At 63.1% G+C, this 16,033-nt stretch carries 17 protein-coding genes; 8 read left to right on the forward strand and 9 right to left on the reverse strand.

Translation table 11 applies throughout. From position 1 onward, the window contains the following. Window positions 1-201 precede the first annotated feature (201 nt). Window positions 202-582, forward strand: coding sequence for a DUF930 domain-containing protein (locus tag AB7828_RS17320; protein WP_441230722.1), 381 nt, complete (start codon window positions 202-204; stop codon window positions 580-582). A gap of 15 nt (window positions 583-597) precedes the next feature. Here the strand turns inward: AB7828_RS17320 and AB7828_RS17325 are convergent, their stop codons facing one another. Further along, a complete protein-coding gene (locus AB7828_RS17325; protein ID WP_441230723.1) occupies window positions 598-852 on the reverse strand; it encodes a PepSY domain-containing protein in 255 nt (84 codons plus the stop codon). A 231-nt stretch (window positions 853-1,083) separates the two neighbouring features. Here AB7828_RS17325 and AB7828_RS17330 point away from each other — a divergent pair, with 231 nt between their 5' ends. Beyond that, complete coding sequence (locus AB7828_RS17330) at window positions 1,084-2,790, forward strand: SGNH/GDSL hydrolase family protein (RefSeq protein WP_441230724.1); 1,707 nt, start codon at window positions 1,084-1,086, stop codon at window positions 2,788-2,790. 154 nt (window positions 2,791-2,944) lie between these two features. Here AB7828_RS17330 and AB7828_RS17335 read toward each other — a convergent pair whose 3' ends face one another. Both AB7828_RS17335 and AB7828_RS17340 read right to left on the reverse strand, forming a co-directional pair. Then, a complete protein-coding gene (locus AB7828_RS17335; RefSeq protein WP_089266232.1) occupies window positions 2,945-3,307 on the reverse strand; it encodes a CsbD family protein in 363 nt (120 codons plus the stop codon). A gap of 82 nt (window positions 3,308-3,389) precedes the next feature. Next, window positions 3,390-4,124 carry an SDR family NAD(P)-dependent oxidoreductase gene (locus AB7828_RS17340; protein ID WP_441230725.1) on the reverse strand — a complete coding sequence of 245 codons (735 nt, stop codon included), beginning with the start codon at window positions 4,122-4,124 and terminating at the stop codon, window positions 3,390-3,392. A gap of 107 nt (window positions 4,125-4,231) precedes the next feature. On the opposite strand from AB7828_RS17340, the gene AB7828_RS17345 reads away from it, so the two are divergent. After that, a complete protein-coding gene (locus tag AB7828_RS17345; RefSeq protein WP_441230726.1) occupies window positions 4,232-5,011 on the forward strand; it encodes an SDR family NAD(P)-dependent oxidoreductase in 780 nt (259 codons plus the stop codon). Between the two features lie 117 nt (window positions 5,012-5,128). Then, window positions 5,129-6,016 carry a TauD/TfdA dioxygenase family protein gene (locus AB7828_RS17350; RefSeq protein WP_441230727.1) on the forward strand — a complete coding sequence of 296 codons (888 nt, stop codon included), beginning with the start codon at window positions 5,129-5,131 and terminating at the stop codon, window positions 6,014-6,016. 50 nt (window positions 6,017-6,066) lie between these two features. Here AB7828_RS17350 and AB7828_RS17355 read toward each other — a convergent pair whose 3' ends face one another. After that, the gene (locus tag AB7828_RS17355) at window positions 6,067-7,032 is read right to left on the reverse strand and encodes a Bug family tripartite tricarboxylate transporter substrate binding protein (RefSeq protein WP_441230728.1); all 966 of its coding nucleotides are present in this window, start codon (window positions 7,030-7,032) and stop codon (window positions 6,067-6,069) included. Between the two features lie 96 nt (window positions 7,033-7,128). Next, complete coding sequence (locus AB7828_RS17360; protein WP_441230729.1) at window positions 7,129-8,526, reverse strand: lytic murein transglycosylase; 1,398 nt, start codon at window positions 8,524-8,526, stop codon at window positions 7,129-7,131. A 262-nt stretch (window positions 8,527-8,788) separates the two neighbouring features. On the opposite strand from AB7828_RS17360, the gene AB7828_RS17365 reads away from it, so the two are divergent. Then, on the forward strand, window positions 8,789-9,673 hold the full coding sequence (locus tag AB7828_RS17365; RefSeq protein WP_441230730.1) for a UTP--glucose-1-phosphate uridylyltransferase: 885 nt from the start codon (window positions 8,789-8,791) through the stop codon (window positions 9,671-9,673). 3 nt (window positions 9,674-9,676) lie between these two features. Here AB7828_RS17365 and AB7828_RS17370 read toward each other — a convergent pair whose 3' ends face one another. Beyond that, complete coding sequence (locus AB7828_RS17370; protein ID WP_441230731.1) at window positions 9,677-11,173, reverse strand: sensor domain-containing diguanylate cyclase; 1,497 nt, start codon at window positions 11,171-11,173, stop codon at window positions 9,677-9,679. Between the two features lie 199 nt (window positions 11,174-11,372). On the opposite strand from AB7828_RS17370, the gene AB7828_RS17375 reads away from it, so the two are divergent. After that, window positions 11,373-11,645, forward strand: coding sequence for a hypothetical protein (locus AB7828_RS17375; protein ID WP_089266229.1), 273 nt, complete (start codon window positions 11,373-11,375; stop codon window positions 11,643-11,645). Window positions 11,646-11,679: 34 nt separating this feature from the next. Here the strand turns inward: AB7828_RS17375 and AB7828_RS17380 are convergent, their stop codons facing one another. Then, window positions 11,680-13,362: an outer membrane beta-barrel protein gene (locus tag AB7828_RS17380; protein WP_441232257.1), complete on the reverse strand. Its 1,683-nt coding sequence runs from the start codon at window positions 13,360-13,362 to the stop codon at window positions 11,680-11,682. 264 nt (window positions 13,363-13,626) lie between these two features. Here AB7828_RS17380 and AB7828_RS17385 point away from each other — a divergent pair, with 264 nt between their 5' ends. Beyond that, on the forward strand, window positions 13,627-14,604 hold the full coding sequence (locus AB7828_RS17385; protein ID WP_410001886.1) for a KpsF/GutQ family sugar-phosphate isomerase: 978 nt from the start codon (window positions 13,627-13,629) through the stop codon (window positions 14,602-14,604). A 6-nt stretch (window positions 14,605-14,610) separates the two neighbouring features. Here the strand turns inward: AB7828_RS17385 and AB7828_RS17390 are convergent, their stop codons facing one another. Next, window positions 14,611-15,159 carry a carboxymuconolactone decarboxylase family protein gene (locus AB7828_RS17390; protein WP_441230732.1) on the reverse strand — a complete coding sequence of 183 codons (549 nt, stop codon included), beginning with the start codon at window positions 15,157-15,159 and terminating at the stop codon, window positions 14,611-14,613. A gap of 86 nt (window positions 15,160-15,245) precedes the next feature. Between AB7828_RS17390 and AB7828_RS17395 the strand changes: the two genes are divergently transcribed. Then, window positions 15,246-15,587 carry a winged helix-turn-helix transcriptional regulator gene (locus AB7828_RS17395; protein ID WP_115032956.1) on the forward strand — a complete coding sequence of 114 codons (342 nt, stop codon included), beginning with the start codon at window positions 15,246-15,248 and terminating at the stop codon, window positions 15,585-15,587. Here AB7828_RS17395 and AB7828_RS17400 read toward each other — a convergent pair whose 3' ends face one another. After that, window positions 15,588-16,031, reverse strand: a complete 444-nt coding sequence (locus AB7828_RS17400) for an NfeD family protein (protein ID WP_441230733.1) — start codon at window positions 16,029-16,031, stop codon at window positions 15,588-15,590. Window positions 16,032-16,033 lie beyond the last annotated feature (2 nt).

The raw sequence follows: 16,033 nt of genomic DNA on the forward strand, positions 1-16,033 counted from the left end.
GGCCAACTTGCGCCGCGGCGCGGGACAGACGGCGCGTGCGCGCATCATCCGGAACATGACGTCATCCAAAACAGTGCAAGGACTCGCACAGCGCGACCGGACACGCGACGCATCTCAGGGTGGGTAGTCAGCAACCTCCGGACACGCTAAGCGGATGTCGTCCCGCCGGTTCGTCCTTCCAAACGTGTTGTCCCGTCCCGCATGAAATTCCTGCTTATTCCGCTCGGCCTCGTGGCGCTCGTCACACAGGCTCACGCCAGCGATGCCCGCTTCATGGCGGCCCTCGGCAAGCTCGATCCGAAGACCCGGCTGGAGCAGGTCTGCGATTTCGAGGCGATGCGCCGGATCAGCAAGGGCGGCCCGCGCGTCGAGCGCGCCAAATCCGACGCACTGATGCCGCCGCAGCATCTTGGCAATACGCTGATCGCCAAGGGCGGCGCCTATCGCGCGGGCGGCAAATGGATGCAGGTCGCCTTTACCTGCAAGGCGACGCCGGACCACAAGACGGTGCTGGATTTCACCTACAAGACGGGAGCAGTCATTCCGCCCGCCAAGTGGCAGTCTTTGGGGCTCTGGAAATAGACTAGCCTGCCGGCGTCAGTGCTTGAGTTCGTTCTTGGTGAGCGCGCCGCTATGCGGATCGACATGGACCTCGAAGGTCCGGCCGTCCTTCACGACATCGGCTTCCCAGTGGCCGTCGTCGGCCTCAAGCTCTCTGATCTCCGTGTAGCCCAAGCTGCGCAGCTTTTCGGTGACCTGCTGCGCAGTCATCCAGTCCTTGCCGGGGGTATCTGCGGAAGCCCATGAGGGCAGCGCGAGAACGAGCGCAACGGCCAGCAGCAGCGACTTCATGGCAAACCTCCCTGATTTGTCACGACAACTCCTGGATTGCCGCTTTGTTCGGCACAGGCCTTGGCGGCGGTCTCGCCGTTCACCCTGACGCGAAAAGTTCCGGGATTTGCTTGACGTTAACGCCGGGCGGCGCTTGATGGCGGGATCGCGGCTGCCCGCTTGCGGCCCGAATCCGGTAGTATGTCGAGCGGGAACCCGGGTCTGCGGACCCTGCGATTGCGGTCGAGGCGCATGTCACAGAAGCCCAACTTGCCGAGATGGCGGATCGATCACTGGCGTGCCGAAAAGGGCACGCTGATGGTGCTCGCCGTGGCTTTGGGCCTGCTGATCGGCATCGTGGCGCCCGCGTCGGCGCAGTTCTTCGGTTTCGGCGGTCCGCAGCAACCTCCTCCGCGTCCGCAGCGCAATGTGCCTCAAGGCGGCGGTGGCGGCTTCGGCTGGTTCGGCGGCGGCAATGACAGCCCGTTTTTCGCGCCGTTCCAACAACAACAGGCGCCGAAGCGGGCCGCTCCGCGCGAGGACTATTCGCGCGCACCGTCGCCGGAAAAACGTGATGCACCGGCCGAGCGCAACGTGCTGGTGCTCGGCGACAGCATGGCCGACTGGCTCGCTTACGGCCTCGAGGACGCCTATGCCGAACAGCCCGACATGGGCGTGATCCGCAAGCACAAGACCGTCTCCGGCCTGCTGCGCTATCAGCCGAAGGGTGAGCCCGCCGATTGGGCCGCGGCGGCCAAGGGCATTCTCGCCACCGAGAAGCCCGATGCCATTGTCGTCATGCTCGGCCTCAATGACCGCGTCGCAATCCGCGAGCCCGACAAGGCCGCCGAGAAGAAGGGCGCCAAGAAGGACGAAAAGAAAGACAGCGCCGCCGAAGTGAAGCCCGGCGACAAGCCGGCCGAGCCCGAGGCTGACGATGCAGATATTCCCGATCCCGGTTCGATCGTCACCGAGCGCGGCGCGCGCGCCGGCGGCATGGTCGATTTCCGCGACGAGCGCTGGGGCGAGCTATACTCGAAGAAGATCGAGGAGATGATCAATGTCGTGAAGGCGAAGGGCGTCCCCGTGCTGTGGGTCGGCCTGCCGGCGGTGCGCGGCACCAAGGCGACCGCCGACATGCTCTATCTCGACAATCTCTATCGCGACGCCGCGACCAAGGCCGGCATCACCTATGTCGATATCTGGGACGGCTTCGTCGACGAGGCCGGCCGCTTCCTGCAGCAGGGCCCGGATTTCGAAGGCCAGATCCGCCGGCTGCGTTCGGCCGACGGCGTCTATTTCACCAGGGCCGGCGCCCGCAAGATGGCGCATTACGTCGAGCGCGAGATTACCCGTTTGCTCTCCGGCCGCTCCGCGCCGATCGCGCTGCCGAGCGAGCCTGCGACGCCAGACCTCAATGCCGTGCCCGGCGCGCCAGCGCCGCGTCCGCTGGCCGGCCCCATCGTGCCATTGGTCGCCTCCTCGGTCGGCACCGATCAACTGCTCGGCGGCCCCGGCGTGAAGCCGGTGAGTGTCGATGCACTGGTGGCGCGCGTGCTGGTGAAGGGCGAGCCGCTCGCCGCGCCTGCCGGCCGCGCCGACGACTTCGCCTGGCCGCGCCGCGAGATCGGCCGCGAACAGGCCAAGGGCGATGTGCCTGTGGCCGCAGTCACCCCGACCACATCAGGCACGAGCGGCACGACCGCTGCGGCGACCGGGCCGGACGGCATCGTTCCGGTGATGGCGCCGCCGGCCGCGCCGAAGAAAAAGCCGAAACCCGTCATCGCCACCGAAGCGCCGTCATCCTTCGGTAGTTTCTTTGGCTTCGACGATGCGCCGCGCCGCGCGCCCGTCCAGCAGGCGCCGCAGCGCCCCCGCCCGGCCCAGGCGCCCGGACCGCGGCCGCCCGCCAATGTCGGCCCCGCCGCCTCCGCCCCCTCCGGTTTCTTCACGCGCTAACCGCGCGAAAAATTCCGACGCGAAACTTCAGAGTCAAAAAAATCCCTCAGCCTTTGCAGGCTGAGGGATTTTCGCTTCTGGATTTCTTGGACGTTTTCTCAGATGCGATTGCTGACGCTTCTGCAGCGTCCGTTATGTCTGCCGCGATCTGCTATCAATAACCGAAACGGTTCGGACGACGGCGCGGCGGACGCGTCATCAGCATCGCCAGCGCAAAGCCGATACCGCCTGCGATGAGCAGCGAGCCGAGCGGATTGTCGCGGACCTTGTCGGTGATCGCCTGCGTGCCATCGCGATAGACATCGCTGTCGAGTGCATCCTTGGCATAGCTGGTGGCGGCGTCCGATGCGTCACGCACGGCATCCTTGGCCTGGCCATACAGGTTCTGCACGGTGCCCGTCGCTTCGCGCGCGCGGCCCGAGGCTTCAGTCCGCTCATCGCCCGTGGCTCGGCCGATCACACCTTCAACCTTGCCAGCTGCATCCTTGGCTGCGCCCGCAATACGGTCCTTGTCCATGTCCATTACTCCGTGAGGAAATTCTCGCCGGTGTAATGCCTGAAGCCAGTACTGGTTCCGCCGCGATGCAGGCGCCGTGAATTTAAAGGATCAAACCGCCATCGACGACCAGTGTATGACCGCAGACATAGGATGACAGCGGCGACGCGAGGAACAACGCGGCGCCGGCCATGTCGGCAGGCGTGCCGAGACGCTGCAGCGGGATCCTGGCAATCGCGCCTTCCAGCCGCTTCGGATTGCCGGTCGTGACCTTTGTCATCTTGGTGTCAACGAGCCCCGGCGCGATACCGTTGACGCGAATGCCGTCTTCCGACCACGCCTGCGCCAATGTGCGCGTGAGACCGACCGCGCCGGTCTTCGACGCGTTGTAGGAGGGATTTCCCTTGGTCGCGTGATAGGCCGCGGTGGAACTGACAATGATCAATCGCCCGTTGCTTGCCTTGAGCTGCGCATGAAACTTCGTCGCGCAGCCCATCAGGCTCATCAGGTTGACTTCCATCACCTTGCGGAAGCCCTCCATTTCGAATTCGCCGCGGCGATAGATCACAGCACCTTGCGCAAGTATCAGCACATCGACCCGATCGAGCTTCGGATCGAACGCCTCGATGGCCGACGCGCTGCCAACATCGAGCTGGCTGTAGCCGAGGCCGTCGAGATCGGAACCTTCATCGATCGTGTAGTCGCTGGCCTTGGCGCGCGTCCCGCAGACATGCACATGCGCGCCGCGCGCACGAAAGGCCTGCGCCATACCATTGCCGATGCCGCTTGATCCTCCGACGATGAGCACCTGCTGGCCGCTGAAATCGAGTTCGTTCATCCCTAATCGTCCTTCTTGATTTTATCAGCACATGTTTGACCGCGCCGGCGATCGGTGCAAGCCTTCAATCAAGCCTCATCATGAAGGCGCAAAATTCGGAGGATGCCTTGTCGGACTACAAACAACTCAGCCGCTCGGTGCGCGGCCTCACAGTTCTCGTCACCGGCGCTGCAAGCGGGATGGGCCGCGCGACGGCGCGCGTGTTCGGCGAAGAAGGCGCCAATGTTGCCGTCACCGATATTTCGGCAGACGGCATTGCCGCCGTCGTTGACGCGATCACATCAGGCGGCGGCAGTGCACACGCATGGACCCTCGATGTCGCCGATCCCGATCGCATCCGCACAGTGGTTAGCGACGTCGCTGCGCATTTCGGCGGCCTCGATATCATCGTCAACAATGCCGGCATCTCGGTGAGCACCGCGATCGATCAAGACGGCTATGACGCCGCGTGGGATCGCGCCATCGCCGTGATGCTGACCTCGCACCAGCGCATCATCCGCGCCGCGCTGCCACACTTGCGCAAATCGCCCTCGCCGCGGATCGTTAATATCGCGTCCACCGAAGCGCTCGGCGCCACCGCACTGCACAGTCCCTATTCCGCAGCGAAGGCCGGCGTCACCGGGCTTACGCGCTCACTCGCAGTGGAACTCGGCCGCGACGGCATCACGGTGAACTGCATCTGTCCCGGACCGATCACAACGGGGATCACCGAACGCATCAGCGACGAACACAAGGTGATCTTCGCCAAGCGCCGCACCGTGTTGCGCCGCTATGGCGATCCCGAAGAGGTCGCGCATATGACGCTAAGCCTGTGCCTGCCGGCCGCGTCCTATATCACAGGCGCGGTGATCCCGGTCGATGGCGGCCTCATGGCACGCAATGCGTGACGGCATTCACACCGGTTGACTTCGCACTTTGGGGGCGTAGCATTTTTCTCAAGCGGCACGGCATCGCTGGAAGCCGCAATCGAATGGGTCAACCATTCCACACGGAGGAAATCTGCAATGCCCGTGACGATCCGCAAACTGCATCCCTTGTTCGTCGGCGAAGTGACCGGCGTCGATCTGACCAAGCCGGTCAGCCCCGACGATGCCATCGCCATCGAGCGCGGCATGGATGACTACGCTGTCCTGATATTTCCGAAGCAGGATATCACCGACGAACAGCAACTCGCTTTCGCGCAGAATTTCGGCGAGCGCGAAAATCGAAAAGGCGGTTCCGTCACCAAGAAGGAAGATTACCGGCTGACATCGGGGCTCGCCGATGTGTCCAATCTCGGCAAGGACGGCAAGCCGCTGCCGAAAGACAGCCGCACTCATCTCTTCAATCTGGGCAACTGCCTGTGGCACTCGGACAGTTCGTTCCGGCCGATCCCGGCGAAATTCTCGCTGCTGTCGGCACGCGTGGTCAATCCGAAGGGCGGCAATACCGAATTCGCCGACATGCGCGCGGCCTATGATGCGCTCGACGGTGATGCCAAGGCCGAGATCGAGGACATGATCTGCGAACATTCGCTGATGACGTCGCGCGGTGCGCTCGGTTTTCTCGACTACACTGACGAAGAGAAAGAGATGTTCAAGCCGGTGCTGCAGCGGCTGGTGCGCACGCATCCGGTGCATGGCCGGAAGTCGCTGTATCTGTCGTCGCATGCCGGCGCGATCCAAGGCATGTCGGTGCCCGAAGCCCGCGTGCTGCTGCGCGATCTCAACGAACATGCGACGCAGCCGCAATTCGTCTATGTCCACAAATGGACGCTGCATGACCTCGTGATGTGGGACAATCGCCAGACCATGCATCGCGTCCGCCGCTACGACCAGTCGCAGCCGCGCGACATGCGCCGGGCCACAGTCGCCGGCAATGCGCCGACGGTGGCGCAGCAGGCGGCGGAATAGCCTGTCATCAAACAACAGGCGCGCCGTGTGATGCAGCGCGCCTGTGCATTCTAGATGCGCTCGATCTTTGCCTTCTCCAACACCTCGCCCCAACGCTTCACGTCGGAGGCGAGGAGATCGATGACCTCCTTCGGCTGCGAGGCCTTAGCCTGGCTACCGAGCGACAGCAGCCGCTCCTTCACGCTCTCATCCTTGAGCAGTGTGACCGTCGCAGCGTTCAACCTTGCCACGACGTCGTCGGGAAGGCCGACCGGGCCAACGAGGCTGTACCAGCCCGGCGCGGCGTAGCCGGGAAAGCCCGCTTCGGCCACGGTGGGAATATCGGGGAAAGACGGAAAGCGTTCAGCCGTCGTCACGGCGAGTGCGCGGAACTTGCCGGCCTTGATCTGCTCGATCATCGAGATCGGCGGATCGACCATGAAGTCGATGCGCCCCGCGAGGACTTCGACAACGGCCTGAGCGCCGCCGCGAAACGGAATGTGCTGAAACTTCACGCCGGCCAACTGCCCGATCTGCTCGACGATCAGATGCGGACCGGAGCCGACACCGGGCGTGCCGTAAGTGAGCGGCTTGTCCGGCTGCTTCTTTGCAGAAGCGATCAGCTCGGCGAGATTCTTGAAGGACGCGTCCGCATTGCACGAGAACATGTAGGGCGCTTCAGAAACCTGACAGATCCCCTTCAGGTCATCGACCGGCTTGTAGGGCAGCGTCTTGTAGAAAGCCGACGACGCGCCATAGGTCGCGGTGATCAGCGAGATCGTGTAGCCGTCAGGCGCCGAGCGGGCGAGCTGCGCCCCGGCGAGCGTCGTGCCGGCGCCAGGCTTGGTTTCGACCACCACCGTCTGGCCGAGGATTTTCGACAGACCTTCGGCGAGCACACGGGAGGTTGCGTCGGTGCCGCCGCCCGGCGCGAAACCGTGCAGCAGGGTGATGGACCGTTCCGGCCACGCCGCTTTGGCCTGAAATGGAAGAAGGCTTGCCGACAATCCGGCCAGCAGCGTGCGCCTATTCAACATCGATAGTCCCCAAAGAATGCATCCAAGGGGACCAGCGTAGCATGCATGCTGCACTGCGGTATAATGTTATGCGCTATGGGCCTCTGCGCAGGACGCCTATCTCACCCGGAGCCGATCCAGCATCTCCGACGATGCAAACCCGTCAGCGGGCGCGCCGACGGAGGCCTGGAAGTTGCGCAAGGCTTCGCGGGTCTGGCCGCCGAACTGGCCGTCCGGCGTGCCTTTGTAGAAGCCGCGCTGCGCCAGCAGTTGCTGTAGCTCGAGCCGCTCGGCGCGGGACAGCACGCGCTCCTGACGCGGCCATGGCTGCACGAAAGGCGGACCCCCGCGCAGGCGATCGGCAAAATGGCCGATGGCCATCGCATAGGCCTCGGCCGGATTGTATTTCATGATGACGCGGAAATTCGTCAGCATCAGGAAGCCCGGCCCCTGCGAACCGGCGGGCGCGAGTAGATAGGCCTTTTCTGTCATGCGCGGGAACGGCTGGTTGTTGGCACGCTTGAGGCCAAGCTGCTCCCATTGCGGCAGGGTCATCGCCTTGGCCTTGTCGGCCAGCATGTAGTTGAAGCCTTGTGGCACGACGACCTCATAGCCCCAGGTCTGGCCGCTCTGCCAGCCATCCTTTTTCAGGTTGTTGGCGGTCGAGAAAATCAGATCGGTCGGGTTGTCGACCACATCGCGGCGGCCGTCGCCGTCGCCGTCCACCGCGAAGCGCTTGAACGCGGTCGGCATGAACTGGGTCGGCCCGAATGCGCCGGCCCAGGAGCCGCGCATCTGTTCAGGCCTCAGATCGCCGCGATGCAGGATTTCCAGAGCAACCAGAAACTCATCCTTGAAATAGGCCTGGCGGCGGCCGACGCAGGCCAGCGTCGCCGTCGAGCGCAGCACGCTGCGATCGCCGATCATCGTCGAGTAGTTCGACTCGATGCCCCAGATCGACGCGATGATGTAGCGATCGACACCGTAAGCCTTTTCGGCCGCGTCGAAGATAGTCTTGTACTGCGCCAGCACCTCGCGGCCCTTGGCCATGCGGTTGTCGTTCACCAGGATGTCGAGATAGTCCCAGATCGCCTTGGTGAATTCCGGCTGCGAATCCATCAGGTCCATGATTCGCAGATCCGGCGTCAGCCCGGCGGTGAAACGCTGATAGCTGTCCTGCGAGATGCCGCGGCGTGCGGCATCAGGCCACAGTCCGGCAATGCAGTTGTCGAAATTACCAGCGGCCTCGCGGATCGCCTGTGCGGTCATCAGCGGATGGCCGGATGCGCCGTCCTCGCCGCTCCAGGGCTGCGCCCCGGGCGCGCCGGGCAGTGCCGCCTGTGGCGGCGGGTCCTGGGTCTGCGACGATCCGCCAAAGATATTGTCGAACAGGCTGAAAGGGCCGCTCTTGCTCTGCGCCTGCGCCGCCACGGGCAGGGCTGCCGTAAGCAAAACTGCGCCGAGCGCAGCTACACCGCATGTCAGGCTACGCGCCATCTTCGTCGCAGATTTCATCACTATCCATCTCGGGAATCTGACCGGAATTTGGTCATGACTGTGGCATGACAGGAGGCCCAGTGAGGGTTTCCATCAGCTTAACACTATTCCAGTTTTGCGTGGCTGGGCGAACGTGCCGCGCGGCAGAAAGGATAATTGCAGACATGTAGCCCGGCACCACACATCCGCCTTTGTTCCCGGTTGCAAACGGAACCAGCAGGCGCAATCTTCGTTGGCCTGCCTGCGTCGTTCCCCTCCAAGGTCATTGCAAAGTCCCCTGATGAAAATTCGCAAAGCCGTTTTCCCGGTCGCCGGCCTCGGCACCCGCGTCCTTCCCGCCACCAAGGCGATGCCGAAGGAAATGCTGACCATCGTCGATCGGCCGTTGATCCAATATGTGGTCGACGAAGCCCGCGAGGCCGGCATCGAACATTTCATCTTCGTTACCGGCCGCAACAAGGGCATCATCGAAGATCACTTCGACCGCATGTTCGAGCTCGACGAGACACTCAAGAGCCGCAACAAGTCTGCCGAGATCGAACAGCTGGCGCTGTCCCAGCCTGCCGCCGGCGCCATGAGCTTCACGCGCCAGCAGGCCCCGCTCGGGCTTGGCCATGCCGTCTGGTGTGCCCGCGATATCGTCGGCAATGAGCCCTTCGCCGTGGTGCTGCCGGACGAGCTGGTGCTGAATTCCCCAGGCTGCCTGAAGCAGATGGTCGATATCGCGGGAGCGCTTGGCGAAAAATCCAACCTCGTTGCCGTCGAGGAAGTGCCGATGGACATGACGCATCAATACGGCATCTGCGGTGTCGGCGAGCGCCACCCAACTCACGAAACCGCTTTCACCATCGACGGCATGGTCGAGAAACCCCCGAAGGGCACCGCGCCGTCCAACCTTTCGATTACCGGCCGCTACATCCTGCAGCCGGAGATATTCAAGATTTTGGAGACCCAGGAGCGCGGCGCGGGTGGCGAAATCCAGCTCACCGATGCGATGATCGGCCTCGCCAAGAGCCAGTCGTTCTACGGCGTGGAATTCGAAGGCGAGCGGCACGATTGCGGTTCGAAGTCGGGCTTCCTGCGCGCCAATATCGCGTTCGGCCTGCAACGCCCTGATCTGCGCGAAGGTCTGCGCGCCGAAATGCTGCGTTACCTCGGAGAGTAAGCGCTAGGCTGCAATCGCCTGGTGCGCATCGCCTGCGATGACACACTGGTTGCGGCCTGCGGCCTTCGCCGCATAGAGCGCCTTGTCGGCAGCTTCGACCAGTCCCGTCCACTCCATCGTCACCAGCGGCTTCACGCTGGCGACGCCGATGCTGACCGTGAGCATCGCAGGATCGGCCGGCACCTGCTCGACGCGGCGCCGAATGGTTTCGGCAACCTCATAGGCATCCTGCACGGTCGCACCGGGTAGCAGCACGGCGAACTCTTCCCCGCCATAGCGCGCGGCACAGTCGCCGGCGCGCTTCGCCGCTCCTGCGATGCAATTCGCGATCGCGATCAGGGCGGTGTCTCCGGATTGATGACCGAAGCTGTCGTTGAAAACCTTGAAATGGTCGGCGTCGATCAACAGCAGTGCCATCGGCCGTGAATGCCTGATGGCGCGACGCCATTCCAGCTCCATCGCCGCATCGAATTTGCGGCGATTGCGCAGTCCAGTGAGACCATCGGTCGTGGCCAGTTCTTCGAGCTTGTGCTCTGCGTGTGCGCGGCGGCCTATTTCGCGCGCCAGGAACAGTGTCACCGCGGTGATGAAGATAATCAGCGCCAGCATGATGCCGCCGATCTTGATCGCCTGCTGATACCACAGACTGTAGATGCCGGCCCACGGCCGGCCGACGATCACGAGCAACGGCCGACCGCTGTCGCGCCACACGTAGAGGCGCTCGATCTGGTCAACGACACCGACGCCCGAATACGACCCGTTGGACCGGCTCAGCGCCCGCATCACGCCGGGGGTCTTGCTCAGATCCCTGCCGACCACGTCGAGATCGAACGGCGTACGCATGATGACGACGGCGTCGCGGCGGATCACTGTGATGTTGTCGTCCTTGTTCAGCCGCAAGCGGCCGAACAGATCATGAAAGTAGGCGAACCGGATGGCACCCGCGACGACGCCGGCAAAATTGCCATCGACGTCGGTGATGCGGCGGCTCAGCACGACGGAATACGCGCCCCGGTGCAGCATCGGTTTGCTGACATAGAGCCCGCGCTCGCCGTCGAACTTGTGTACCTTGAAGAACTCTTCGTCGGCACTGCTCTGCTTGGCAGGATCGAGCGATGCCGCATCGATGATAAGATCGCCATGCGCATCGAACACCTGAATGGATGCAAACTGGCGCGCTGATGCCGCATTGTCGAACAGGATCAGCTGGCGCATTTCCTTGCTGAGCTTGTCGATCTCGGGCGTATTGATGCCGGAAATGACAGCGCGCAACGACAGATCGTATTGTTCAACGGTTCGACCTATATCAGAATCGATGGAGGTGGCGAGGTTCTCGGCAGTCTGTCGCGCGAGCGCTTCCTCGCCGCGGCGCATATCGAGCATCACAGTGCCGCAAACGGCCGAAAAGCCAATGATCGTGACCAGCGACGACAGAATCAACAGCTTGGCCGATAACGGCCAGCGTCGAATTCCCGTGCTTGCATTCCCCGACTTCATCATGTGCTCCGTACCCCACGGATCGCACGCGAATGCTTGCCGAGCGCTTAAGTACCGGCTTTGGGTTCCACACGGCGTTAACGAACGGTTGCGGAAAATGCTCGGATGACGCACTTCCGATGTCGATTTACCGAAATCGCGCTGTAGCGCCTGATCGCGCGGGCGCGTATGACGTTTGCGAGATTATACCGAGGACAATTCCGTGCCTGACTACGACCTGCTCCGCGCCTACCTGGCCAGCCAGACCAAGGACGAATTCGTGCTGAGCATGGATGCGATCGAGGAGATCATCGACGACGCGCTGCCGCGCGCGTCGCACCGGGCCTCGTGGTGGGAGACCGAGCGCGCGCCCGATGAGCACATGCCGCAGCGCGAGGCCTGTATCGCAGCCGGCTTCATCGCCATCCGATTGCCCGATGGCTCCGGTGTGAAATTTCGCCGGAAGACGGCCAAGTTCATGCGGAAGTGGAATTAGGACGAGCGACGTGGCGCCCAGCGATTTTTGACCGCTATCGCTGCAGTCTCACGCCCAGCATCACCACGGTCGAGGCCGTGCTCGCGCCAAGGATGTTTGAATCCAGGATATCGCGGCGCACCTGCGCCTTGAGCTGGATTTCACGGTTCAGCTTGTAAACGAGATCACCCTGCAGCGAGTAGATCTTATCGAAGCGGAAGTTTTCCTGATAATCCTGCGTCACGTAAGTGAACTTGCCCGTGGCCGTCAGCCAGCGCCGGAAGTCGTGATTGACCTCGACCGTATAGGTGCGCGTGAGAATGCCGGGAACGCCGGGAACGGTCGTCTCGTCGATCGACGTGGTCGAAACGAATTTCGCGGTCGTCAGCGGTGTGGCCGTCCAGATCAGCGACGCTGACGTCAGCAGACCCTTGAGAACCTCCAGCCGCGTATCCGTATAACTGCGCGCTGCATATCCGATCGACGCTTCGCCCGTCAGCAGACGCGTGAATTCGAACGTCGTACCGGCCTTGATATAGCCGCCGCTGGAATCGCGGAGATAGCCAAAGCGATCCGCCCGATCGTCGTGCACACGGACATCGCCCTGGACTTCGGCGAATGGCTTTAGACCCGGCAGCACTTCATAGGTGGCGCGGCCGACGCCGCCATACTGATTGAAATTACGGTCATTGTTGTTGGTCTGGGTGCCGTCGGTCAGTTTCGAATCCTGATAGACAGTGCGATCGACGAGACCATCGACCTTGATCTGAAGGCGGTTGAAGTCCTTCTCGACCCCCAGCGACCCACCAGTCGTCGTGAACAGCGGGAACTCCTTCAAGCCGGCCTGAATGTTCGGGCTGCCCGGATTATCCGCGCCGACCCGCATACGCATTTCGCTGTTAACGCGCAGGTCGCGGGCGACATCGAGACGACCGGCGATCTTGCCGTTGAATTCGGCGCGATCGACATTTTCGGGTGCCGGCGAAGTCTGGAATGGCGCTGCGGGAAACTGCTTCTCATAGCCGGTGAAGGATCCGCGCAGATCCACGATGATCGAGTGCCGCGTCCAGTCGGTTGCGGCCAGCAGCTCCGGCGCGACCTTGTAGAACGACGACCCCTTCGGCTGCACGAAACGCGCCGGATTGTTGTCGAAACCGCCATAGATTTCCACGGCTGACTTCACGAGAAAGCTGCCGACGCGCACGCCGGTCGGGGCATAAGGATCGGGATCAATCGGCAATCGCCGGCGCGGCGGCTGACCCACCACGGTGCCGGCAACCGACGGCGCAACGGGGGGCTTGGCTGCCTTGGCCGATGGCGGTGACGGCCGCGTCTCGGGCACCAGCGGCGGCGGCGGGCTGCCGGGGCCCACTGGCGGCTTCGGCTTCTTCGCGCCCGGATAATATTTGGTCTGCTTGCGCTTGCGGTTGAGCGCATCGAACCCGGTGCCGGCGGCGCCCGATGCAGCGGGCACCGGCGGCGTGATGATCGATTGCGGGATGCGATCCGGCGATAGCTGGCTGGTCTGCAGCGTTCCAGTTGGCTGGAGCGGCGCATCCGTCGTTCGGCGCGTTGGCAGATTCTGCGGTGACACGAAACCGCCCGGGACCGGCGCCAGCAGGTCTGACGTCAATGCTTGCGAGAATGCCGGAGATGGCGTGAGGAGGCTCAGGCACAGACATGCCGAAACCGCGCCGTTGGCCCAGGCGCGGTTGCGGCGGTCGCGTACTCGACCCATCCTCACGATCAGAAAAACTCCAACACCATCAAAAGCTTACAAAATCCACCAAGAGCGACGCCGGAGGCGCGCGCGACAACTCATGGTTAAGGGAGTTAAAACGCTTATGGTTAATGGCCCGTTGAGATCGCATCGGCGGGGTTTCGCCAGGCAGGCCCAGCCGTGCTAAGAGGACGGCGACACAGCCGGACAATTTACGGCCCCAGGATGCGATTGATGCCCCTCTCCAAGACACCCGGCCTTCCGACGAAAACGACGGCAGCGATGAGCGATCAGGCCATTGAAGCGATTGCCTCGGCGCTGCGTACGCTGGAGGCCGAAGCCAGCGGCGTCACTGCGCTGGCCACCGCGCTGCAATCTGACCTCGGCCCGGCCTTCGTCGCGGCCGCCGACCTGATCCTCAAGGCCAAAGGCCGCCTGATCATCACCGGCCTCGGGAAGTCCGGCCATATTGGCCGCAAGATCGCCGCGACCTTCGCCTCGACCGGAACACCTGCCTTCTTCGTCCACGCCGCCGAGGCCAGCCATGGCGATCTCGGCATGATCACGCCCGACGACGTCATCATGGCGCTGTCGTGGTCCGGCGAGCAGCCGGAAATGAAGAACCTCATCACCTATGCCAAGCGTTTCAGGATCGGCGTGGTTGCGATCACCTCCGAAGCCACCTCGACGCTGGCCGAGGCCGCCGATGTCGCGCTGACGCTGCCGAAGGCGCGCGAGGCCTGCCCGCATAATCTCGCCCCCACGACCTCGTCGCTGATGATGCTGGCGATGGGCGACGCGCTGGCGATCGCGCTGCTGGAAGGCCGCGGCTTTACGTCGGTGGATTTCAGCGTGCTGCATCCCGGCGGCAAGCTCGGCGCCATGCTGAAATACACCCGCGATCTCATGCATTCGGGCGACGCCGTGCCGCTCAAGCCGCTCGGCACCAAGATGTCCGATGCGCTGGTGGAAATGTCATCGAAGGGCTTTGGCTGCGTCGGCATCACCGACGGCAACGGCCATGTGGTCGGCATCGTCACCGACGGCGATCTCCGCCGTCACATGCGCGCCGACCTGATGACGGTCTCGGTCGATGAAGTCATGACCAAGAATCCCAAGACCATCAGCCGCGACCTGCTCGCCGGCGAAGCGCTGGAAATCCTCAACTCGTCGAAGATCACCGCACTGCTGGTGACGGATGCGCGAAAACCCGTCGGCATCGTGCATCTGCATGATCTGCTGCGGGCAGGCGTGGCGTAAGCCACGTTAGCTGGCAGTTCGCGGGAACCTTGCCGCATTCGCTTCGAGTGGCAATGCCAAGCCGTTCGCGATGTACGACACCGTACGATAGAATCCACACAGCAGGATGATCTCGAAGACTTTCGCGTCATCGTAGTGAGCGGCCAGCGTCTTGAACTCCTCATCGCTGAGCGTGGCGCGGTGATGCAGCGCATCGACTGCCGCAATCAGAGCTTGCTCTGCTGACGACCAGCATGTCGCTTGTGCGTCATCATCAACGGTCGCCCTCACCTCCGCTTCCGTCAGCTTCGCCGCGTCTGCAAAGGTCGCGACATGGACGCCCCATTCATATTCGCATCCGGTCAGTGCGCAGGTGCGATCTATGACAATCTCGCGCTCCCGCAGCGACAGCGGTCCGCGATCAAGCAGGCCAGCTGCACGAAATTTGCTCCATGCCCTCGGATGACCGGCGATCACGCGAAACAGCATCAGCGGCGGCGCCCCGCGCATGATCGCATCGAATTGCGTCTGAATGTCGGAAGCATAAGGCGGCTGCAGCGGCGCGATGCGTGACATGCCCAACTCCTGCGCTACAATAATCGTAGCGACATGCTACATATTTTGTAGCGCCCTGCAAGAGAGTCCTGCAAGAAAGTAATGTGATGGCAAAGTCCGTTTCCAAGCCGCCCAGACGCGGTGTGCGCGGTTCAACGACCGGCCGACCGATCATGGCGCTGCTCGACCTGCTGGGCCGGCGCTGGACGCTGCGCATTCTCTGGGAGTTGCGTGAGCGCTCCCTGACCTCGCGGGCGCTGCGCGAGGCTTGCGACGACGCCTCCCCTACCGTTCTCCAGGCACGCCTGAGCGATCTCAGAGACGCGGGTCTGATCGCGCTGCAGCCGGACGGCTATGGGCTGACGGATACAGGCCGGGAGTTGCAGGACACCTTCCTGCCACTGCATCACTTTGCGGAGCGGTGGAGCAAATCGCTGGCGGCTGACTGATCAGGCCACGTCCACCGTCAGACTGGCCCCATCCGCCTTCACGATCTTTACCCGCGTCCCGGCCGGCGTATCCGGGCCACTGACGCGCCACACTGTGTCCTCGATCCGCACGATGCCCTCGCCGTCGATGATCGGCCGATCCAGCGTGCAGATACGGCCGACCAGCGCGTCGCTGCGCTTGTTGAGGAACGGGTTCGGATTGGCGCCGGGCTTCTGGCGCGCAATCCGCCGCCACAGCGGGACGGCTGCCAGCGCGAACAATCCGAACAGCAGGATCTGCACTTGCCAGGACGGCGTGACGATGAAGGACAGCACGCCGACGAGGAATGCGGACAGCCCGAGCCAGAACATGAAGACGCCGGGCGCCAGCAGCTCCAGCGCCATCAGAAGCACGCCAAAGATCAGCCAGTTCCAGCTCCCCAAAGTGACGAACATTTCGGCCATTG

Source organism: Tardiphaga sp. 215_C5_N2_1, assembly GCF_052076055.1.
Lineage (GTDB): Bacteria > Pseudomonadota > Alphaproteobacteria > Rhizobiales > Xanthobacteraceae > Tardiphaga > Tardiphaga robiniae.

Coding starts and splice junctions, on each gene's coding strand:
- AB7828_RS17320 (WP_441230722.1), top strand. CDS start 202: ATGAAATTCCTGCTTATTCCGCTCGGCCTCGTGGCGCTCGTCACACAG.
- AB7828_RS17325 (WP_441230723.1), bottom strand. CDS start 852: ATGAAGTCGCTGCTGCTGGCCGTTGCGCTCGTTCTCGCGCTGCCCTCA.
- AB7828_RS17330 (WP_441230724.1), top strand. CDS start 1,084: ATGTCACAGAAGCCCAACTTGCCGAGATGGCGGATCGATCACTGGCGT.
- AB7828_RS17335 (WP_089266232.1), bottom strand. CDS start 3,307: ATGGACAAGGACCGTATTGCGGGCGCAGCCAAGGATGCAGCTGGCAAG.
- AB7828_RS17340 (WP_441230725.1), bottom strand. CDS start 4,124: ATGAACGAACTCGATTTCAGCGGCCAGCAGGTGCTCATCGTCGGAGGA.
- AB7828_RS17350 (WP_441230727.1), top strand. CDS start 5,129: ATGCCCGTGACGATCCGCAAACTGCATCCCTTGTTCGTCGGCGAAGTG.
- AB7828_RS17355 (WP_441230728.1), bottom strand. CDS start 7,032: ATGTTGAATAGGCGCACGCTGCTGGCCGGATTGTCGGCAAGCCTTCTT.
- AB7828_RS17360 (WP_441230729.1), bottom strand. CDS start 8,526: ATGAAATCTGCGACGAAGATGGCGCGTAGCCTGACATGCGGTGTAGCT.
- AB7828_RS17365 (WP_441230730.1), top strand. CDS start 8,789: ATGAAAATTCGCAAAGCCGTTTTCCCGGTCGCCGGCCTCGGCACCCGC.
- AB7828_RS17370 (WP_441230731.1), bottom strand. CDS start 11,173: ATGATGAAGTCGGGGAATGCAAGCACGGGAATTCGACGCTGGCCGTTA.
- AB7828_RS17380 (WP_441232257.1), bottom strand. CDS start 13,362: ATGGGTCGAGTACGCGACCGCCGCAACCGCGCCTGGGCCAACGGCGCG.
- AB7828_RS17385 (WP_410001886.1), top strand. CDS start 13,627: ATGAGCGATCAGGCCATTGAAGCGATTGCCTCGGCGCTGCGTACGCTG.
- AB7828_RS17390 (WP_441230732.1), bottom strand. CDS start 15,159: ATGTCACGCATCGCGCCGCTGCAGCCGCCTTATGCTTCCGACATTCAG.
- AB7828_RS17395 (WP_115032956.1), top strand. CDS start 15,246: ATGGCAAAGTCCGTTTCCAAGCCGCCCAGACGCGGTGTGCGCGGTTCA.
- AB7828_RS17400 (WP_441230733.1), bottom strand. CDS start 16,031: ATGGCCGAAATGTTCGTCACTTTGGGGAGCTGGAACTGGCTGATCTTT.